Origin of the sequence: Bacillus songklensis, assembly GCF_042649685.1 — a bacterium.
GTDB lineage: Bacteria > Bacillota > Bacilli > Bacillales > Bacillaceae_H > Bacillus_BA > Bacillus_BA songklensis.
Window position 1 is genome coordinate 536,713 of record NZ_JBHRZT010000072.1, and the last position, 19,951, is coordinate 556,663.

At 37.1% G+C, this 19,951-nt stretch carries 20 protein-coding genes; 5 read left to right on the forward strand and 15 right to left on the reverse strand.

Features of this window, described 5'->3' with window-relative positions:
- Positions 1-20: 20 nt before the first annotated feature.
- The 6 genes from ACFOU2_RS21585 to ACFOU2_RS21610 all read right to left on the reverse strand — a co-directional run bounded on the left by ACFOU2_RS21585 (position 21) and on the right by ACFOU2_RS21610 (position 7,964).
- A complete protein-coding gene (locus ACFOU2_RS21585; RefSeq protein WP_377918341.1) occupies positions 21-2,606 on the reverse strand; it encodes a helicase-related protein in 2,586 nt (861 codons plus the stop codon).
- Between the two features lie 479 nt (positions 2,607-3,085).
- Positions 3,086-4,030 (reverse strand): ATP-dependent 6-phosphofructokinase, encoded by a 945-nt coding sequence (locus ACFOU2_RS21590; protein WP_377918342.1) that lies wholly within the window; start codon positions 4,028-4,030, stop codon positions 3,086-3,088.
- Between the two features lie 24 nt (positions 4,031-4,054).
- The gene (locus tag ACFOU2_RS21595; RefSeq protein ID WP_377918343.1) at positions 4,055-5,413 is read right to left on the reverse strand and encodes a PTS ascorbate transporter subunit IIC; all 1,359 of its coding nucleotides are present in this window, start codon (positions 5,411-5,413) and stop codon (positions 4,055-4,057) included.
- Positions 5,414-5,443: 30 nt separating this feature from the next.
- The gene (locus ACFOU2_RS21600) at positions 5,444-5,716 is read right to left on the reverse strand and encodes a PTS sugar transporter subunit IIB (protein ID WP_377918344.1); all 273 of its coding nucleotides are present in this window, start codon (positions 5,714-5,716) and stop codon (positions 5,444-5,446) included.
- A gap of 22 nt (positions 5,717-5,738) precedes the next feature.
- On the reverse strand, positions 5,739-6,191 hold the full coding sequence (locus ACFOU2_RS21605) for a PTS sugar transporter subunit IIA (RefSeq protein WP_377918345.1): 453 nt from the start codon (positions 6,189-6,191) through the stop codon (positions 5,739-5,741).
- Positions 6,192-7,007: 816 nt separating this feature from the next.
- Positions 7,008-7,964, reverse strand: coding sequence for an MBL fold metallo-hydrolase (locus ACFOU2_RS21610; RefSeq protein ID WP_377918346.1), 957 nt, complete (start codon positions 7,962-7,964; stop codon positions 7,008-7,010).
- Between the two features lie 405 nt (positions 7,965-8,369).
- Here ACFOU2_RS21610 and ndk point away from each other — a divergent pair, with 405 nt between their 5' ends.
- Positions 8,370-8,825, forward strand: a complete 456-nt coding sequence (gene ndk, locus ACFOU2_RS21615) for a nucleoside-diphosphate kinase (protein WP_377918347.1) — start codon at positions 8,370-8,372, stop codon at positions 8,823-8,825.
- A 150-nt stretch (positions 8,826-8,975) separates the two neighbouring features.
- Here the strand turns inward: ndk and ACFOU2_RS21620 are convergent, their stop codons facing one another.
- The 3 genes from ACFOU2_RS21620 to yhfH form a co-directional block, all read right to left on the reverse strand.
- On the reverse strand, positions 8,976-9,194 hold the full coding sequence (locus tag ACFOU2_RS21620) for a hypothetical protein (protein ID WP_377918709.1): 219 nt from the start codon (positions 9,192-9,194) through the stop codon (positions 8,976-8,978).
- A gap of 599 nt (positions 9,195-9,793) precedes the next feature.
- Positions 9,794-9,946, reverse strand: a complete 153-nt coding sequence (locus ACFOU2_RS21625; protein WP_377918348.1) for a hypothetical protein — start codon at positions 9,944-9,946, stop codon at positions 9,794-9,796.
- Between the two features lie 23 nt (positions 9,947-9,969).
- Positions 9,970-10,101 (reverse strand): protein YhfH, encoded by a 132-nt coding sequence (yhfH, locus tag ACFOU2_RS21630; RefSeq protein WP_377918349.1) that lies wholly within the window; start codon positions 10,099-10,101, stop codon positions 9,970-9,972.
- Between the two features lie 186 nt (positions 10,102-10,287).
- Between yhfH and ACFOU2_RS21635 the strand changes: the two genes are divergently transcribed.
- The 3 genes from ACFOU2_RS21635 to ACFOU2_RS21645 all read left to right on the forward strand — a co-directional run bounded on the left by ACFOU2_RS21635 (position 10,288) and on the right by ACFOU2_RS21645 (position 13,739).
- Positions 10,288-11,685 (forward strand): hypothetical protein, encoded by a 1,398-nt coding sequence (locus ACFOU2_RS21635; RefSeq protein WP_377918350.1) that lies wholly within the window; start codon positions 10,288-10,290, stop codon positions 11,683-11,685.
- Positions 11,686-12,331: 646 nt separating this feature from the next.
- A complete protein-coding gene (locus ACFOU2_RS21640; RefSeq protein WP_377918351.1) occupies positions 12,332-12,619 on the forward strand; it encodes a hypothetical protein in 288 nt (95 codons plus the stop codon).
- 868 nt (positions 12,620-13,487) lie between these two features.
- Complete coding sequence (locus ACFOU2_RS21645) at positions 13,488-13,739, forward strand: hypothetical protein (RefSeq protein ID WP_377918352.1); 252 nt, start codon at positions 13,488-13,490, stop codon at positions 13,737-13,739.
- A 223-nt stretch (positions 13,740-13,962) separates the two neighbouring features.
- Here the strand turns inward: ACFOU2_RS21645 and pssA are convergent, their stop codons facing one another.
- Positions 13,963-14,454: a CDP-diacylglycerol--serine O-phosphatidyltransferase gene (pssA, locus tag ACFOU2_RS21650; RefSeq protein WP_377918353.1), complete on the reverse strand. Its 492-nt coding sequence runs from the start codon at positions 14,452-14,454 to the stop codon at positions 13,963-13,965.
- Positions 14,455-14,943: 489 nt separating this feature from the next.
- Positions 14,944-15,228 (reverse strand): hypothetical protein, encoded by a 285-nt coding sequence (locus tag ACFOU2_RS21655; protein ID WP_377918354.1) that lies wholly within the window; start codon positions 15,226-15,228, stop codon positions 14,944-14,946.
- A gap of 210 nt (positions 15,229-15,438) precedes the next feature.
- On the opposite strand from ACFOU2_RS21655, the gene ACFOU2_RS21660 reads away from it, so the two are divergent.
- Positions 15,439-15,837 carry a VOC family protein gene (locus ACFOU2_RS21660; RefSeq protein ID WP_377918355.1) on the forward strand — a complete coding sequence of 133 codons (399 nt, stop codon included), beginning with the start codon at positions 15,439-15,441 and terminating at the stop codon, positions 15,835-15,837.
- 442 nt (positions 15,838-16,279) lie between these two features.
- Here ACFOU2_RS21660 and ACFOU2_RS21665 read toward each other — a convergent pair whose 3' ends face one another.
- From ACFOU2_RS21665 to ACFOU2_RS21680, 4 genes are all read right to left on the reverse strand, one after another.
- Entirely contained in the window at positions 16,280-17,263 is a 984-nt protein-coding gene (locus ACFOU2_RS21665; RefSeq protein WP_377918356.1) for a hypothetical protein, read from the reverse strand.
- Positions 17,264-17,585: 322 nt separating this feature from the next.
- Positions 17,586-17,981 carry a phosphate-starvation-inducible protein PsiE gene (locus tag ACFOU2_RS21670; protein ID WP_377918357.1) on the reverse strand — a complete coding sequence of 132 codons (396 nt, stop codon included), beginning with the start codon at positions 17,979-17,981 and terminating at the stop codon, positions 17,586-17,588.
- 823 nt (positions 17,982-18,804) lie between these two features.
- A complete protein-coding gene (locus ACFOU2_RS21675; protein WP_377918358.1) occupies positions 18,805-18,951 on the reverse strand; it encodes a hypothetical protein in 147 nt (48 codons plus the stop codon).
- A 198-nt stretch (positions 18,952-19,149) separates the two neighbouring features.
- Positions 19,150-19,905 (reverse strand): exodeoxyribonuclease III, encoded by a 756-nt coding sequence (locus ACFOU2_RS21680; RefSeq protein WP_377918359.1) that lies wholly within the window; start codon positions 19,903-19,905, stop codon positions 19,150-19,152.
- Positions 19,906-19,951: the final 46 nt, after the last annotated feature.

Genomic DNA, 19,951 nt, shown 5'->3' on the forward strand with positions numbered 1-19,951 from the left:
TGACCCTTTTTCAAGAATTTTTAATCGCTATGATCGTAAACACGGTACCTTCTTCTATAACGTGCGGTATGGCAATCATCGCATATTTGAAACGAAAAGTCCCACGCAAGACTTTTCCCGCATTTCCTGCATTTTTTCTTTAGGCTTTTGACTCCAGTCTTTAAGATTTCATGGATCTCATCACTGATCTCTTCCCGTACACGCTCCCAGTAAATCGCTTCGGTTCGTTGATCTAACCGGTATAAAAACAAGAGGTGAAGGCCAACTGCTTTATAGGAGAGTTCAAGTTCCTCAAGGCTCTCCCTTTTTATGGGCGGTTCGGGTAACTCCCTTTTGTTTACAATCGCAAACATCGTTTCTCGCCATTGTGCCGTAAGCCTGGGCTCGTTTGTTGAAAATGGCAAATGCAAAAATCCATAAAGATCCATAATGGAAAGGCGTGCTTCAATTTCAGTATCACGAATCATATGATAAAGTTCACGTTCTTCTGAAAGTGTCGCTTTTTTTGTTCCTTTTGGGCTTTCAAATTTTTCCCAAAGCTCAAAAAAAGTCCCGAGTGTACGAGAATACTTTTGAAAGCGTTCCAATACTGCGTTGGTTGGTGCAATGGCAAACGTAGAAATGGATTCATCCTCTTGAGTGAGAAGCCGTGTCATGATGTTAATTTCTTTTGTAAATGCCACTTTCCCAACATTATAGATGCCTTTTCGGCCTGCTCGACCTGCAATTTGTTTGACTTCTTGTGAAGTTAACCTCCGTCTTCTCGTGCCGTCAAATTTCTCATTTTCTAGAAACACGATACGGCGAATTGGCAAGTTTAACCCCATTCCGATGGCATCGGTTGAGACAATCACGGTTGTTTCCCCTTTGATGAACCTCTGCATCTGTTTTTTTCTCGTTTCTGGCGGCATACTGCCGTAAATCATGCTGACAGAACGACCATTGTTTTGCAAGCTGGATGCAACCTCAAGGACACGGTTTCTTGAAAAACAGACGAGTGCGTCTCCGCTTTTCGTATGGTTAAGATTGAATACCTCTGATTCCACTTTAAGTGGAATATCACGGTTATACTCGTGAATGTCGACATCAGAATTCCCCAACAACTGAAGTATCATTTTTTTCATGTTTCGGCTTCCGATGATGTGAACTTCATTTGCATTCGTTTTCGTTATTGCTTTATACCATGAAAAACCCCTGTCCTTATCGGCAATCATTTGAGCTTCATCAATGACAACAACGTCATAAAAATCTTTTTCGTGAAACATTTCAACTGTGCAGGATATATGCTTAGCACCCGCAATCGTCTTTTCCTCTTCCCCGGTTTTTAATGAACAGGGAACGCCCTCTGCATTTAATTTATCATAAACTTCAAGGGCTAACAGTCGAAGCGGTGCCAGGTACAGACCACTACTTGCTTCTTTCATTCGTTTCAACGCCTGATACGTTTTCCCGGTATTCGTTTCACCGATGTGAAGCACATAATGTATATTTCGTCCTGCCGAAGGCCTATATTCGCGTCCGAATATATCTTCAAGCATTTGTCTTTCTTCTTCTTTTTTACGTTCAATTTCCGCTAACTCTTCCGCTTTTCTACGTTCCCGTTCAGCAAGATCCTTTTCATATATTTCTTTATGTCTAGAAACTTCCAATGGTATGTCCGCAAGTTTAAGGAGATCTGAAACATACTCTTCCTGGATGCACAAGAAATGGTCACTGATAAGTTCAAATAAGGGTTCAACAATTATATCGTTCAGCATGGAGTCGGTTAATGCTTCGTTGTATGTTTCTTGAAATTGGCTAACAACAGTCGGTGATAGCTGCTCCATTACCCATTTCGGTACTAGTTCACAAAGATAATTCGCAATAAGCCTTTCATATACGTAATAATACGTTTCATATTCATAGTGCCTTCGTTCCCATTGAAGCGAAATTTTATGAATGGCTCCCGTCAGTTCATGGAAAAAATCCGCTGCTGTTGTGTAATCGGATGGATCAAAGCGGTCTTCTCCCTCTAATGTTTCCTCAATCCTAAAAGTATCAAGGGTCCGATATTTTGTCTTTTTTTTTAAATCGCTTGCTAATCGGCAAGCAACGAAGTGCCTGACATACAGGTATAATGTAACATGATCTTGCTTCAGAATTTTTGAAGCAGCGCTTACAATTTTCTTCTTTACACTTGCTCTTTTTTCTAAAAGCTGTTTCTCTTTTTCCCGTTCAAGAAAATATTTTCTCGCTTTTTGATATCGTTCTTCCCATCCCTTTTGATCGTTAGCAAATGTTTCATCTAACCATTTCATCACGTCAAAAGGCTGATAGCTTCTCATTTCGTTTCGAAACAACTGATTAATCAGTTTTCGGTCCACACCTTCTACCTCATACCCCATCTCACTCAGATAGGATTTTTTTTCACTTCTTGAAACATCATTTGTCACTTTATTCAACCAGACATTGATCCAAATCTGCTCAATATAGTGTCTCCTATCTATGAGAAAGTGTTCGTAGGAGGGCATCTTTTCTTTATCTTCTAGATAACGATTGATGTCTTCATAAATTTTCTTTTTTGTATGTTCCACAGCGTGAGGATAAAGAGCCGTTAATTGATTCATTAAAAGTCTCCTTTGATTCATCAGTTGCTTGTAAAATGAAGTTAGAAATGGATGATTATAAGTAGTTTTTACCTTATTATTTCGATTATGATATATTTTTTGACTTGAAAACTTCCATTATTCCAGTAAGAAGCACCTGTATAGAATCGTAATGAGAATAGACGCGCCCTAAAGATAAGGGAACATTAAGAGCGCCTATATAATAAGGGCTATTACACCTATGAGTTAAAATACATCCAATATTCCCCGACTGAACAAAACCGTACATTAACTGTCGAGGAATTGTTTTCAAATACAATTCGCAAGTTTCTCCGCGATTAAGTGATGAACATCTTTTACAAAAGTGAAGTTTCATTTCCCGTGGGGGTATGAATAATCCCATGGCATAGAAACAGCACCCGACTTATATGATAAGAGGGGCGCTGTTTGACCGGAGAATAAATGATCTCCCCATTATTTGAGGAAACCATCATTCATTTCTACCCTTTATGTTTGAGTAAGTTTAAATTTATTTCTTTTGGCTTGTTTTTAAAATATGAAATAGGTATCGAAAAAACTTCCGTTTGTTTTGCAACAAGAAGTTTATTAAAATGATTTCGGACAATTTCTTCCATGGCTAAAAAGCCGAATTTACGTGCCATAGCCCGATCAAAGACTGTAGGACTCCCTCCTCTTTGTATTTGCCCTAAAACAGTAGAGGTTGTCTTTATCCCTGTTAAGCTTGTAATTTGTTTGCTAATTTCAATTGCAGAACCGTATCCCTCAGCAACGATGACAAGTTGATCTAAGTAACCCTTCATTTTGTTTAATTCGATTTGCTCGCATACTTCTGAAATACTTAATTTTTCTTCTGGAATCAATATACACTCTGCATTAGATGAATATCCGCTGTTTAGTCCAATAAGCCCGCAGTTTCTCCCCATTACTTCCACAACATGGACCCTGTCGTGGGAAATGGCTGTATCCCTTATTCTATCGAGACTTTCTACTACAACATTAAGACATGTATCATATCCGATTGAGTAATCACTACACCAAATATCGTTATCTATAGAAGCGGGAAAGGCCATAACATTAATCCCTTGAAGACTAAGTAACGAAGCTCCGGTTATAGAGCCGTTTCCACCAATTACAATTAATGCATCCAATCCCAGCTTTTTAATTTCATTTACGGCTCTTTCCATTCCTTCAGATGTTTTCATTGCCTCGTTTCTTCCCGCAAATAGTATGCTTCCTCCCAATTTATAAACATGTCTAATGTTTTGATATTGAAGTTTTTTATACTCTTTATTAAAGAGACCGTTATACCCCCTGTATATCCCAATCATTTCATGGTGGTAACTTTCACCAATTTTAACGATTTCGCTTATTGCCGTATTCATACCAGGGGAATCCCCACCGCTAGTCAAAACTCCGACTTTCATTCTGAAAGCCTCTTGCAATACTGATTATCCATTATTAATCACCTTGGATTTCGTTTTCATAAAGGAAGGGATTGCCAAAATTAAAACCAGTATAGCGACAAGTAAATAAATACCTATATTCCCCAGAAACAACGATGCCTTACCAAACAAAATCCCTATAACCCCGAAATCAGCATCGCCAAATGTCGTGTCTTGGAAACCAAGATCCCCTAAAACCGGTAAAAGAAGGGCTGGCAAAAAAGTAATGGCTAAGCCGTTAACAAAAGCTCCAACAATTGCACCCGTTCTGCCGCCTGTTGCATTTCCGTAAATACCAGCAGTCGCACCACAGAAGAAATGAGGAACCAATCCCGGAATAATTAATACTAGGCCGAAAGATCCCAATAAAAGCATACCCACAATGCCCCCTATAAAGCTTGATATAAACCCTAAAATAACGGCTGTAGGTGCATAAGGGAAGAACACAGCACAGTCTACAGCGGGAACAGCATTGGGAACGACTTTCGTGGCAATACCTTGGAATGCAGGGATTAATTCACCTAAAATCATTCGCACCCCTGCATAAACTACTGCAACACCAACAGAAAATTTTAAAGCAGCCATAATGGCGAAAATCAGATAATTTGTTTCGCCGGAAAGATTGCCTACAAAGGATGGACCAGCTACGATTGCTGCCAATAAATAAAAGAACGTCATTGTGATAGCGGTAGATACAGTTGTGTCCCTTAAAAAGCCCCACTTTTCGGGAATCTTTATCTTTTCTGTACTCTGCTCCGGTTTACCAACGTACTTTCCTACCCATGCAGACAAATAGTAACCTAAGCTACCAAAATGTCCCATAGCAACCTCGTCCCCATCGGTAACCTTTAGAGTATATCTTTGTCCGATAGCTGGAGAGATAGCACTGTAGGCTCCAAGTATAAATCCTCCAATTAAAATTAATTCTGCGCCTATTAAACCTGCAGTCTGAAGCACCGCTGACAGCAAACAAGCCATAAAAAATGTATGATGACCTGTTAAAAAGATATATTTATATTTTGTAAATCTTGCTACAAGAATATTGGCAATGAAACCTACAACCATTATAAACATGGTTTCTTTTCCAAGAACGGTTTGCGCTACTGAAACAATGGCTTCATTATTTGGTACCACACCTTTTAAATGGAACCCGGATTGAATCATTTTTCCTAGCGGGTCCAAGTTGGCAACAATAATATCAGCTCCAGCACCTAACATTAAGAAACCAAGGATGGGTTTAAGAGTCCCTATCAAAATCTTATTTGCGGATTTCTTTAATGCTATTAATCCGATAAAGGACATTAATCCAATTAAAAATGCAGGCTGAGTCAAAATGTCATTAGAAATCACTTTTAATAATGACATAACTTTTCCCCCTTTGGCTTGATGTTTTCCCTATGACTTCTTTCTAAGACCCGGAAGGACATCTTCTCTAATCTTGTTCTTATTCATATAACTTCTTACTATTAGAACATCCTTATTGACAAAATGTGTTGCAAATTCTTTTACCGTAATTATGAAATCTGCCTCTTTTCCCTGTGCAGCAGCAAAGTCACAAGATTCTACATCTACTGTAATCCCTTCCTCCTCGCAAATTTCTTCGATTTTCATTTTTAACATTAAACTGCTGCCGATTCCATTTCCGCACACCGTCACAATTTTCAGCATCGCAATTCCTCCCTAAAATACTTCAGCTACTCGAATATTGATCGATCAATACAAGAATTTCTTGTTTATTTTTGGTTTGTAAAATTTTATTGATATTTTCTTCTTCCATGAGAAGATCTGACAATTGGGATAATGCCTTTAAATGCGTTTCATCATCGATTGCTGCTAACACAAAAATCAGATGAACCGCATGTTCTTCTTCCTCACTAAAATACACAGGTTCCTCCAGGTGTAGTAAGCTCATGGAGATTTGCAGTACACCGTTATCGGGTCTGGCATGCGGGATCGCCACTTTTGGAACTATAACAATATATGGACCAAATTTTTTTACATTTTCGATCATTGATTGTACATATTGCTCTGTAATGAACCGATTTTGCAACAATGGGAAGGCTGCAGTTCTAATTCCATCTTCCCAATTCTTAACACGAGTTTTCATCATAATAGTCTCAGGGGTCAACAATTCGTTTAGCAATGGTTTATATGGCTCCTTTTTCAACAACTTATTTTGCGGGTGGGACATTCCCTATTTTTTAAAAGGGTTTCCCTTTCACTTTCCTTTAAAATAGGACTTAACACAAATACAGGGATAATTTGGGCGGGCAATGGTTGAACCAATCTAACTGGTCAGTAATTAATTTCGATACAAATTTAGAATGGTTATACATCTTTCGTCCAGGGTCAACTTACACATCCCTCCTTTCCCAAAGATTTCTACTATAAAATTCTTTTTATAACTTTATATTCATGTTTAAAGGATTCATGATTGTTCTAGTTAGTTTCTTGAAGTAAATTTTTAATTCTGCCTTATACATAGTCTCATCTAGTAATTTGCAAAAAAGAAACCAGCTGATTTTACACCAGCCGGTTTCTTTTTTGCGTTTAGACTCTAATACCTATTTTGACTCTCTGGTTCTTACCTACGATCATTGGTTCCCCGCTCATATTTATGATTAGGAAAAAGCTTGAACTACTCCCACTTAGCTAACGCTTGAAGTGAGAGATTCCTGCGAACACTAGTGTATCCACCAGTTTCTTAGCAGGCTACCCTCGTAGTCCCTACGATTGATACGAAATTCGTATGGTCTTGCCGTCTTGTTTTTGGTTTTTTGACACTTGGTTTTCGCGCCACAAGTCCCACTTACTCATTGGGCTACGTCCTGTACATTCCTTGAAGTGGGAGTATTCTTTCGGAAAATGATAAAAAAGTCCGATAAAAACTTTTTAATCATCCTATTTACGATGGAGAAAAATGAACTATGTATCTTGTTGAGATCTCCAGATCGAATTCTTACTTTTTCTTTTCCAAATAATCCGCAATCCCCATTGCGCAAACATTTAAATCGAGTTGGATGATTTCATCAACATCAGGGCTTGGGGACACATTTTTTTCAGCCAAATATTCGCTTATCTTTGCAAAAAGACCTTTTGATATGGAAGCTGTTTTTTCTTTGAAAGACGCATCCGCTTGTTCTTTTGTGACGCTTTCACCCGTTTCGACGAATATAGGAAGCCAGTATCTTAGTTGTTTGAATGCGAGGTCAGGGTTTTCAGACATGCCGTAATGGCCAAAATAAATCCGGTCAATGTTCAAATTTTCGATGCGGTCAGCGGCTTCAAGCATCGCTTGAGGATTAAATTGATTTGGTGAAGTTGAAGGCAGATAAAACTCAAAGCCTTTTGAAAGCAATTGCGGATAATAGACTCCAACGGTATCTCCCGTGAAAATGCCGCTGCTGTATGGATCGTAAATAGAAAAATGATGATTGGCGTGTCCTGGGGTGTTAAGGAAGGTCAATGTTCGATTTTTGCCGATTTGAAGTGTATCTCCGTCCTCTTTCACTACTAGTCTATCTTCAGGAATCGGCAGAATCGGATTAAAAAATTCGTCGAATTGCTGGCCATATACTGCCCGGGCACCTTGAATCAACCTGGACGGATTCACAAGATGCCGCTTTCCTTTTGGATGGACAATTACTTTGGCGTTTGGACATCTTTCCAGCAATAACCCTGCACCGCCCGCGTGATCAAGGTGAATATGGGTGACAATAATATATTTGACTTCTGCCGTATCTACCTCTAAAGCTTCCAACCCTTTTAATAAATAAGGAATGGATGGGCTCGCGCTAGTTTCAATGATTGTTATGTCTTCTTCATGGATGACATATGTACCTGTTCTGTTTTCTTTGCCTAAATCAAACACATCAATCAAGGAAATTCCATAACCCAAATCGATTGGTTTTCTCATAAAATCATCCTCCTGTAACCCTGTTTTGTTTTATTTTACCTTTTTAACGCTGCTAAATCTATCATATTTCATGTTCTATATACCAGTTAGGATTGAATTGCTCGTATAAATCATAATAATGGTCGTCATCCAATCCCGTTTTCTCTTCGCAAGCTAAGAAAGCGACAGTCAGCAGTTCTTCTAGCTGAGGGGCTGTCCTCTCTTCCTCTAGCGGTATTAAGACAGAGGTTATGCTTTCAGGATTTTTTATAACAGCTTCATACTTCTAATCATCAAGTGTTATAAAATTGTCTAAATTTGTCATACTGTATACTACACATTAGGTTAAATTATGATGTAATGCCATGTTTAAAGATTTATCGTGCTATTTTATTATTTACTTTATGAAGAGGTGGTCATATGCCAATGCAACGTACATTTATAATGGTCAAGCCGGATGGTGTGAAACGAGGTTTAATTGGGGAAATTGCAAAGCGCTTTGAACAAAAGGGGTTCACTTTATTGAATGCCGAGCTTATGACGATTGATCGAGCAAAAGCGGAATCTCATTATATGGAACATCAAGATAAGCCGTTTTTTGGAGACCTGGTTGATTTTATTACGTCAGGCCCTGTTTTTGCAATGGTTTGGGAAGGAGAAAACATTATAGAAGTTTCCCGTCTCATGATTGGAAAAACAAGTCCGGCAGAAGCATTGCCTGGTACGATTCGCGGTGACTTTGCATGCACGAAATCGGAAAACGTAATCCATGGGTCCGATTCTCTCTTAAGCGCCGAACGGGAAATTGCGAATTTTTTTGACCCGCTGGCAGTGCGTTCATTAGATGAGGATTATCCTTATGACGAACGAAAATCAGTTTGAGTGGTTAAACATATGTTAAGAGGATGACCCGGCAAGAGAAATCCCATAAAGCCAAGGATTTTTCGGCCGGGTCTTTTCAGTAAAAACGTCTCTGGCTGTCTATTTTAAGCTTAGGGGACAGCTCCTTTGTTTTTTATATGTACCTCTTTTTCAACTCTTTGAATCCTGATATTGTTCTTTAAGGCTGGCAATCCCCTCTTTACACACTCCATAGCTGAGCCAGGAACAGCCTTCACACAGGTAGTCAAGATCGTCTGGATTGACGTAACGTGCAACCATTTTTTTAAATACCCAGTGGAAATGAGTGACATTGTTATAGCCGACTTCACTTGCAATCTCTGTCACTTGTAAAAACGAATTCGTTAACAAATTATCCTCAATAAAGTAGCGTCCTTTCCCCTTTAACGTATAAAAAATCTCTAGTGGTCACAGCCTAATTCATTTGGATTGTTTGGCACATCTTTAGACACATGCCATCCTTGTGACTCGTAAATTCTTATTCTGTTTGTTTCCATGTCTGCCCTCCTTTAGGCTGTTGGTTATAGATTTGGCAATTCCTCCGTAATTATTCTCTGCTGAGCCTTCGAGCCCCGTTTGCGTAACAAAAAAGAGATGTCTGTTTAATATTAATGTTGACATTTACAAGTTCGATGTCACTCTCCAGATTGCGATAAAATCACAACAATTGCGGGTTGTATTGCGCCATTTCAAGATAAAATCGGGTAGATTTCTTAAGTTTGATGAGAACTTCCTCTTCTTCCAACAGATAAGGACTTAACGAGCGATTTTTGGGCCTGCACCACTTCCCGCAGTGGAATTCGATGGAAAATTTTTCAGCAGAGTTATAGCTCGATCATTTATATAACACTTATTAGAGGAACTAAAAACATGCAAAAGAGCCCTTGACGAAAAAAGGGCTCTTTTGCGTTCATAGAAACGTAGTTTTATAGTTTTATAAACGGTGATTCTTAAATTTTTATATTTGTTATGCTATGTTTTATTTCATCATAAAAATCGTGCAATTTTTCAAGAATCTCTTGCTGCCATGATGTATCACCAATACTTCCTGCATAAAGATACAGGTCTAAATAATCATTCACCCATAGTTGTGTCTCTTTCATATCCATAACCATCTAAATCCATATCACGATTCTTCGTGTTTTCCGATACAACGTTCACATTCATATAAATAAGACTCATGTTGTTCTTCAATTTCATATCCGCATTCACGACATTCCTTTTTTGGTAAGTGACGGTAAAATTCTAAACTTAACATGTTTATTACCTCCCCTTATTTATTTGTTAGTTTCATTGTATTATAACACATTTTAAAAGTCAACACCTGTTATATAATTGATAATTAATTTATTCTAAGGGACGGGCACTTTTCATTTCCGCAAATAGTGGTAAAATAAGAATGAAGCTGACTCATTGAAACTTTTGAATATGGAGGGCAAGCAAAATGGAAAACCAACAACTCGTTACCGTGATTCATGACAATCAATCGATTCAACTACACATAAATCGCATGGCGATTTATCATGTGTGTACGATTATTGAAGCCGTTAATGCCGAGAGTGAATGTTTTTATTTGTTCTTTTATAAAAATCAATTCCTTACAGGCCGGAAAGCCTCTCAATTAAATCGGCAGTCGCGTATCGAAACGGTGTTCAAGCAAGGAATCGTTTTCCATTTTCCCCATCCGCTGATCAAGGCTTTACTGACGAAAAATCAACCTTTCATTTTCCAGAACTTCAATCAATTATTGAAAAACGTACAGCGGCAATATTCTCCTCAAGAAACAATGATGATCTTTTCTTTCTTTGATTCCTTTATTCAAAAAGAAAAACTGATCAAACTTATGACGAATTCCTTTTATCAATACCGGAGAAACGGTCAATTATTTTTAGCATATCGAATTATCCGGATTTTAAGGGATTTTGCGCCGGAAAGTAAACTCGCACAAGAGATATGTAATCATATACAATACCTGAAGTATGCAAAGCTTTATGATCTTCCCGACCAGACTCTACAAGAAAAAGACCCCCTTTATGCAGAACAACTGCACTTTCAGCAAAGGGAGAATGAACGCTTCTTTTCCCTTCTTCAAACGAGCCTGACCAAAGAAGACAGATGGATCGACATGGCGGCCCTTTACATCGATCAATTCATCCAGTCCAAAGAGCCTGACACTGACGCTTATCATGTTCTTTTTTCCTTTCTTTCTCGCCATTTTTCAGAGGAGGAGACTTCTGATCTATTACAGGATTTATGTACACGAGGCCCTGTTTTTCCGCAGCTGCGTGAAGATTTATTCGATTTATGGATGAATCTCCAGCGATATAACGAAGCTGTCCAATTATTAGCGGAGCAGCAAGCACCTCTTACCCCATCTCAATATGAACAACTCATAGACGCCCTTGAAAACAGTTCGTTAGCCTCCGACAGGCTTCATATAGAAAAGATGAATGCGCTGCTCATTTACCAGACCCATCCTGAAAAACTGGAGAAACTGCTGCGGCTATGTATACCGCTATTACTAAGAAAATATGACCTCACCTTTGTCAAAGAATGGGTGCAACCATTTGAACGACTGAATTTTGCTCTGCCAACCGTACAGAAAGTGAAGAAGATGGTGGAAATGACTGAAGATCCTGACCAGCAGTTAGGTTTAGGGAAACTTTATTACCAGATGAACCAATTAGAAAAAGCGGTCGAGTGCTTTAGCTGGGAGATGGAATTGAAACCGACAGATCCGGTTCCTGTCCAATGGCTGACCAAGGTATACCGGGAATTAGGAATGATAGAAGAATCAAAAGCGTACGAGTACATGTATTCAAATATGCAAAAATACGCATAACAATATTGGTCGAGCGGCATGAACATCTCGGTTTAGATGATGACACGACACCTTTCGTCTGTCTACTTAAGAGAGAGCATATCAGCCTATTATGTTGCATTAGTTTTTTGTATAGAATAAATCCGCTTTTCCTCCCTGTAACTTACCCATCTCCTTTTGAAACAAGCTCATATTATATAGAGCGAGAGTCATTTAAAAGACAAAATGCGTCTGAAGTTAACATAATGATTCTTATCAACGAAACAAAAAAGCTCAGGAACCTTGGTCGAAAAAGGTTCCCGAGCTTTTTCCATTTTATCGCATATACATCGGTGATGAATCAACTATTGCAGATAACATCTCGCTTTGTTCACAAAATGGTTTCTTTTTATATGGGATTAGAAGTAATAAATCCATACTTTTATATCTAGGTTATATGAGGGCAAATACCAGGTCCTTCACTTTTCTGGTTTAGCAAATGAAACTTTCCTTCTAGTACGATTCCTAAGAATTCTTCTACATCCATTCAAATCCTTTTCAAGTTTTCTATTTTTTATTAAATCTATATTAATTCATCAAAAATCCGCAAATTCAATAGGATGGTTGTCCATTCACTTCGACTTAACTTGAATATATTACTGATATAAAGCAAAAAGGAGGTGAGTCAATGTCAGAGTGGAAACGTTCTAGAAATTCCTCGAGATCTGATTCAGACAGCAAAGCAAAAGCGGATGTAGATTTGGACAATAAAAATAGAGCAGATTTAGATAATGACAATGATTTAAAAAATGAAGATCGTAACACAAACAACGCCAAAGCCGAAATTGAAAACAGTGGAAATTCTCGTATCGACCTTGATATTAAAGTTGATTCTGACTCCAGAGCAAAAGTACGTGCACGTTCTGAATCTGAACAAGATCAAGAACAGAAGCAGGAGCAAGATCAAGAAGATTAAGAAGTAAAACAAAATAAGAACCGAAATCGATGTAGCCAGGCAATGAAAGGGAGGCAGGGAGCACACGAATCCCTCCCTCTCCTTCTTATTATTTTCTAAAGGAGGACATACTATAAAACATCTAAAAAATAACCAATATTTACACAATCTGGGCGATTTATCTTTACTAGAGAAAATTTCCTCAATTGATACTCAAACGAGTCAATCAAGCATTGATCGTAGTGGAAATTCAGATGTTGATGTTACTGTAAATGTTCAAGTTGATACAACAGCCATTGCATTTGCCATGCTGTATTCATTATTAATGACCAAACAAATCTCGGACGAAGAGTGTAAATTAGCTGTTCGGCAATTAGAAAGGTTGACAAATAAGGATAAGAAATCCTCTTATGGAAAGGAAAATAACTATATACCTAAAAACAATAGACCTAAAATGAAAATAGAATACCCGTCTAAAAACAATAGACCTGAAATAAAAATAGAAGCCCCGCTTAAAAAAAAGAGACCCGAAATGAAAATAGAATACCCGCCTAAAAGGTAGGGCTCTTAAACATTAACCAAGTTATATGTTTAAGAGCCTTCTTCTTTTTATATATCCTCCTATGGGATACCCCAACATGCGACAAGAATAAACGGCTAACCCTATATAATCTCACAAAGGGTAATATGTAGTGATACGACTTAAAAGATTGTCACCTATTTAAAAGGCCCTTTGCTGAATAAATCCGCTAGTTATTGTAAAATATCTCTATAAGCCATAAATCGGTTACATTAATTATATTTATTATTATTCTCATTTTTGCGTAAACATTAGTCTTTTGTGTACAATTCAAAACTACCGAACAATAAGTTAGAAAGGAATGCCCCTATGCCATCTAACTATATACTAACCGGCATCTTTGCCATTTTAATTTTCAGTTTATTAAGCTTTTTAAAAAAGGTTTTTTCTTTTCCATACGAAAATCCCCTGTTTGCTTTCATCTTTATTTTATTGGTGGGCTTGTTTGCCTGGTTTTTAAACAGGCTGACAAACCCGCAAAATCAACGAGTGAATTTAAAAGAAGTTATTGCTTCACTGTTAGTGGCAGTACTTATTGCTTTATATGTATATAGACGCTAGCTAATAAAACTCTTCTTTGACCTCTAATCTTTGTTTTCCGGGGCTTATCCTATCTATCTTCTGCGATAGATCACTTCAACTGTGACTTTATCCTTGAATTCAGGATTCAGGCACTGTAAGAATGCTTCAATCGCAACGGACCTGCAAGCAGCAAGTGCTATTCCAGGGTTTTTCCACATGGATACCTCGATGGCATTGTTTGCTGCTTTTGATGCTTGTTTACTTATAATTTTTTGACACGTATTGGACTTACCATTAAAATAGCGAGTAAGATTGTTACGTATGGATTGCTGTAGAGAAACATCCCCATACCAGCCATGATAAGTCCTGAAAAAGGAATGGGAATACCAATGAAATAGCCAATTGTAGGATTAGCACTAAATCTTGCTAATCTCAAAGCTCCCATTGTCGGATAAAGCATAAACGCAAAAGATGTTAACCAGGAATGAGAAGATAGTGTATGAAATAGTACAGCGGGTGCAACCCCAAAACTGATCACATCCGCTAAAGAATCCAACTCAATCCCGAGCTCACTATTCACTTTTAATTTTCTTGCGATTCTTCCATCCAATAAATCCAAAAAAGCTGCTAAAAAAATAAAAATGGCTGCTAGTCGCACATATCCATTCATATTGAAGGTAATAGAAAAAATACCGCTTAATAAATTTCCAATTGTAAATAAGTTGGGTATCCATTTAACGAGTTGATAGGACAATCGGAGGCCACCTTTCAAAAACTAGAACACTAATCATTACATGCACTTCTCATTTATTTTAACTAATATTTACCATAATATGCATCCAGTGGGGAGATTCTATAAGGAAAACAGGTACAGTGACATTTTGTACGAATATAAAATGCTAGTGCACCGTTTCGAGTCCAAATCTATTGTCTTGATTTAGGCCAACGGTAAAATTCGCATAAAAAAACGCCTCTTTCGCTCAAATAGTGATTTCATCAGCTAGATAAACGAAAAAGGCGAATTTTTATGGCTGCTCCTCTAAGCGTTTCGTGCACTTCAGGGACAACCTCTTTACTTTTCAAATGATTATTTTGCCGAAAAGCTGGCTAATTTTTCACCTGTTGTCGGAACTTTAACATCACCGTTTAAAATTTTTTATTAGTCAATACTTCCACTTACTATTTCACTACCCCTGCTCTCCTAACCCTATATCAACATCTGTTTGGGTAATTTGATCAAAAGTCAGTCTTGGCCTCTGAGCACCTGCTGAAAATAAAAGCGGTAGGTATTTCGTAAAAAAGTTTCTATGGGGAGCTGAACCTCCAGGCGGTATTTGCTTAGGATGAATGGAAAACGTTCAATCCCTTTTTGACGTAGGCAATTTTCCATTTCCGGATCTTTCTCCTTGGTAAGTTCGAGAATTAATGGTTCCACAATGGGCCAGCACGTGTCCCGCAAATACTGAAGAGCTTCCTCATCTCCTGCGTTCTGATAGCGTTGAATCCAATTTTTTAGTTTTGCTTCCATTGTCATCACCCGATTCCCAGTATACGCCATCCTTTTGAATCTGCCAACATGAACGTTCTTATGCCCTTTTTGCCAATTAAGGTTTGATAGTTAATTTCCTTAGCCCATAACAGACAGATTTTAAACAGATTAGAAAATCATATGAAATATATGGTAATATTTTAATGGGAGATTAAAGTTCAACTGGCAATAAGGAAGGAGCTGACCATTGTGATTAAGTACAAGGAACTTCATCATGTTGGACTCAACGTGACAGATTTAGAAAAATCAAAACATTTCTATAGTCAAATCTTATGTTTAAAAGAAATAAAACGTCCTGATTTTAATTTTGAAGGAGCTTGGTATGAAATAGGACAACAGCAACTTCATTTAATCGTGTGTCCAAGCTCGCAGACAATTCGCTCAAACAAACATTTAAATAGCAGAGAAGGGCATTTTGCACTTAGAGTTGAAAGTTATGACGAAACCTTAAACTGGCTAAAAAAGAATAATGTAGAAATTCTTGAAAAACCAAATAGTATAAGCGGTTTTGCGCAAATATTTTGCGCTGATCCGGATGGAAATTTGATTGAATTACATGTTGAGCAAGAAGATCTAAAAAATCTATAACATTTTCCTCAGCATGTTTCTCTGCGACAGTCCGCAGTATCGTTTCATGAAAAGAATTAATGGCTTGGTCAAAAATGTGGTCAGTTTCATGGGCAAATAAAATTGACCACAGGTTCTGTTGAGGTTTATAAAAACATATAAGAGAAGAAGGTTCCCTCCTTCTACAGCTACGGATGGCATTTCTTTAAAAAGGAATACTGCCCCATTTCTTCAACAAGAAAAAGAGTTGCCGCAGCAAACTCCCATTCTTAAACTCAAGCCCCCGTTCGTATTATAAGGTCAGCCAGATTGGACTGCACCCCAATTGTTAGACACAACTAACAATTGGAGGTGCATTTTTTTATGACAAAATATTCTTTAGAGACGAAATTAGCTGCTGTTCACGCTTATCTAGACGGTACAGAATCCTTTAGGGATATAGCAAAAACGTATCTTATTGAAATTATTCCACTGTTGGATCTGTTTCTTTAAGGGTTACAACTAACTCAGCCTTGTTTGTTTTACTTAGCTCGTTTAACACTCGTAAAACTTCCGTGGACTTTTCTCCGATGAGCTCGGCAATCTGATTGGCGCTCAACAACGTTACTTGCTCTTTTAAGCAGGCTGTAATTTTATCCTCTATTAGTTTCTTTCTTTTCTCAGCTTCTTTTTTCTGTTCTTTTTCTTTCTCTTTACCTTCTTCCAAGAGCTTTTCTGCTGTTTTTGGTTTTTCTAAAGTTAGCTTTCCTGTAATAATATGGGTGAAAATCAGTTGTTCTTCAGAATCCTTCTCTTTTTTACTAGGCTTAGATCCTAATTGTGTTTTAGCCTCAATTAGAGAATACTCAGGTGTAATTGTCTTTGTTTCAAAATTAACTGGTGCAATTAAAAATTTTTCTTTATATGTAGTTAATACTGCGTATCTTTGCTTTTCGTGTTCTGCAACATAATAAGAACTTTTCAATGAAGCAAAAGTATATCCAAGCAGAGGAAACAAGAAAATCAAGAGGATGATAGTGTTCCAAAGTAATTGAGCATATTTTTGAGCGACAAAGAGAAAGGCCAGAAGAATTAAAAAAGTAACTAAAATTTTCTCCCAAGCAAATAATACATTGAACGTGACATCAAAATGGCTAGACCTTCGATACAAATTAAAAGCCCCTGTGGAAATGAACGACAAAAATAGTATTTGGAATCCTACTGACATGTGTCTAGACCACTCTTTAACTTCTTGTTTTTCTTCTTTAGACATTTTTTCTGAGCTAGTATCTTTCGAGAAAAAATGGAAAAGTGGAATAATAAGCCCTATGAAAATGATAAATAGAATAAGACTATTCTTAGTCGCATTATTAATATCAATGCTAATGAAAGAAATCGGATAACCGTAATTTAGATCTATATTGTCTCTTTCGTTTACATTAATCTCAATCGTTTCAGGTTTTTTCACCAGGAACACTCCGCTGTGTTATGATTTAATTGGTTGGGCCGGGTGAGATCCTGGCTTTTTTATTTTTCTGTATGCATAAAGTAAGTGGTAATTGCTAACTTGTATAACATCTATATCCCACATTGAATTTATGTTACTCATTCAACATGTCAACACCGGTTTGATTAATAGGTATTACCTATACCTATAGTAAGGTGGATGCAAATTATCTTTTGGGATGGATGGAGGTTAGCTTTGTGGAGCAGCATAAGCAACTACCGAAGGTATGAGAGATTATTAATGGTGAAGATGTTGATCGGAAACCCGGGGATGTAGTCAAAAGTTAATTATTTTCATCCCGGGACGAACGTATATTTAACGTGTAACTAATCATTAAAATGAGAATGACAAGAGATAGGATCAGATTTCTCTCTGGATGATCGCTATTGACAATAATAAATCGAATGGTTCCAGTAATTCCAATATATAACAGATAACGAATAGGAAAGTGATAATTTTCCTTAAAGTACTTTACAATGATCGAAATAAAAGCAAAATAAAGAAAGAAAATGAGCACATCCTGCAAAATATCATGAACATTTGGGCTATCATCAATGACATACTGAAAAATAAAATACAGTTCTCGGAGCATAAAAAAAGTAAGCATAATCCCTAGTAGAACAAGAGAACTGTTGAGAACGATTTGGAAGAATTTAATAATTTTTTGAAGTTCCTTCATAACTACCCCTCCAATATGAGAATGCATGAAACCTGCTTTATTCAAATACTAATACTAATACTTACCTTTCGATCCTTTTTCCATTCTTTGAAAGAAACAAGCCCAATTCAATGACACGACTGATATCCGCATTACTGAACACCACAAAAGATTAAAAATAATGATTGATCCATTTCTTCTCTACCCAAGATACATGATTAATCATTTTCCCCTTAAGTTTGTTCTACATTTCAGTTAGAATATTTGCCGCTTTCTTAAAATGATTAATCATGCTGGTTACAGGTTTTCGCGATACTTGTCCAACTTCGGTTTTTGAGATTTCTCTCATTGCTTTCAAAAGCATATTTGATGATTTCAGCTTAAAAAGCAAAAAACCCCACCACGGGAACCTTCCTTTTACAGAAAGTCTTGCCCATGGTGGGGTAATAACTTAGCAATGCCATACTAAATAACCAACCCGCCATTATCCTTATAAAAGAGATAAAATGATAACATTTCACATTATTACCCTTTTATCCATATGATTATAATCTCTTTTTGCAAAGAATACAATCTCTACTTTTATTATTTAATCATGGCAAATATCATCACAAGTAACCCAACCATGAACTTTTAGAAGGCTTCCTTTTGTTGACTTTAGAATTTTTAATATTTTCATTTAGCACATAGTTTAATTAGAATTATACGTAAAGTAATACTTGATATAAGTAAGCAACTATCTATTTAAAATTCTCGAAGTTTTCTTGAAACAATGAATTACAAAAAAAAGCAACGTTTCCAGAGAAAACGCTGCTAAAGCTTACTTAAGATTGAGTATGGGCGCTTAATTTATTTCCATATCTTTATAAAAGGCTCTGTAAAAAATAGGAATATTCCACAATACTCCAAACCCCTCACACTTTAAACTTTCTTCTAAAGTAGTTATGGCTTCTTCTATGCTTTTTGATGTTTTCACTGTATAGTCGAACATTAAGAACCCTCTTGCCTTCCTATTTGGAAAACTTTATTTGATTTTGTATCTGCGCTTTTATAATTTCCCAAAGACAAAGCTTTAAAAACTTAATACTTTACACAGCTAACAGAAAACGCCATAAGCGAAGACTTGTTTACGTTAATAGACATTATGTATTTCTTATTTAGCTTCTTTACTTTATGGTTCACAATAACATCAAAACGCTATTTCAAGAGCTACTGGACAGTGGTCGCTACCCATTACATCTGAATGAATTTGGGCGTCTTTTAATGAGTCTTTTATCCGTTCAGATACAATAAAATAGTCAATTCTCCACCCTATGTTTCTCTCCCTTACCCTACTCATATAGGACCACCACGTATAGGCGCCTTCCTTATCTGGATATAAGTATCGAAAGGCATCTATAAATCCGGACTCCAGCAATGTTGTCATCTTTCCTCGTTCTTCTTTTGTAAAGCCGGAGTTTCCTTTATTTGATTTTGGATTTTTTAAGTCGATGTCGTGATGAGCTACATTTAAATCACCGCACAGAATAACCGGCTTTATGGCATCTAAATCCTTCAGATAGCTGCGAAGCTTATCTTCCCAAACGATTCTGTAGTCAAGCCTCGCCAAATCTCTTTGAGAATTGGGAGTGTATACATTCACTAAATAAAATTCCTCAAATTGTAACGTGATGATTCTTCCTTCTGGTTCCTGCTCTTCCATTCCTACACCGTATGTAACAGATAACGGCTTCTTCTTTGTAAATATGGCTGTACCGGAATACCCTTTTTTTATTGCATAATTCCAATATTGAAAGTAGGGTTCCAAGTCCAGATGGATTTGTCCTTCTTGACATTTCGTTTCCTGGATGCAGAATATGTCTGCATCCATTTCTTTAAAGTAGTCTAAAAATCCTTTGCGTACACATGCTCTAATACCGTTAACGTTCCAAGAAATTAGTTTCATAAAATAGTCATGTTCTCCTTGCTGGCTGATCTATCTCTTTTTAGTC

What these genes read in the sequence shown, in the direction of transcription:
- ACFOU2_RS21670 (WP_377918357.1), bottom strand. Translation starts at nt 17,981, where the DNA reads ATGAAGGAACTTCAAAAAATTATTAAATTCTTCCAAATCGTTCTCAAC.
- ACFOU2_RS21675 (WP_377918358.1), bottom strand. Translation starts at nt 18,951, where the DNA reads ATGTTCGACTATACAGTGAAAACATCAAAAAGCATAGAAGAAGCCATA.
- ACFOU2_RS21635 (WP_377918350.1), top strand. Translation starts at nt 10,288, where the DNA reads ATGGAAAACCAACAACTCGTTACCGTGATTCATGACAATCAATCGATT.
- ACFOU2_RS21590 (WP_377918342.1), bottom strand. Translation starts at nt 4,030, where the DNA reads ATGAAAGTCGGAGTTTTGACTAGCGGTGGGGATTCCCCTGGTATGAAT.
- ACFOU2_RS21680 (WP_377918359.1), bottom strand. Translation starts at nt 19,905, where the DNA reads ATGAAACTAATTTCTTGGAACGTTAACGGTATTAGAGCATGTGTACGC.
- ACFOU2_RS21655 (WP_377918354.1), bottom strand. Translation starts at nt 15,228, where the DNA reads ATGGAAGCAAAACTAAAAAATTGGATTCAACGCTATCAGAACGCAGGA.
- ACFOU2_RS21610 (WP_377918346.1), bottom strand. Translation starts at nt 7,964, where the DNA reads ATGAGAAAACCAATCGATTTGGGTTATGGAATTTCCTTGATTGATGTG.
- ndk (WP_377918347.1), top strand. Translation starts at nt 8,370, where the DNA reads ATGCAACGTACATTTATAATGGTCAAGCCGGATGGTGTGAAACGAGGT.
- ACFOU2_RS21595 (WP_377918343.1), bottom strand. Translation starts at nt 5,413, where the DNA reads ATGTCATTATTAAAAGTGATTTCTAATGACATTTTGACTCAGCCTGCA.
- ACFOU2_RS21640 (WP_377918351.1), top strand. Translation starts at nt 12,332, where the DNA reads ATGTCAGAGTGGAAACGTTCTAGAAATTCCTCGAGATCTGATTCAGAC.
- yhfH (WP_377918349.1), bottom strand. Translation starts at nt 10,101, where the DNA reads ATGTTAAGTTTAGAATTTTACCGTCACTTACCAAAAAAGGAATGTCGT.
- ACFOU2_RS21625 (WP_377918348.1), bottom strand. Translation starts at nt 9,946, where the DNA reads ATGAAAGAGACACAACTATGGGTGAATGATTATTTAGACCTGTATCTT.
- ACFOU2_RS21645 (WP_377918352.1), top strand. Translation starts at nt 13,488, where the DNA reads ATGCCATCTAACTATATACTAACCGGCATCTTTGCCATTTTAATTTTC.
- ACFOU2_RS21585 (WP_377918341.1), bottom strand. Translation starts at nt 2,606, where the DNA reads ATGAATCAATTAACGGCTCTTTATCCTCACGCTGTGGAACATACAAAA.
- ACFOU2_RS21600 (WP_377918344.1), bottom strand. Translation starts at nt 5,716, where the DNA reads ATGCTGAAAATTGTGACGGTGTGCGGAAATGGAATCGGCAGCAGTTTA.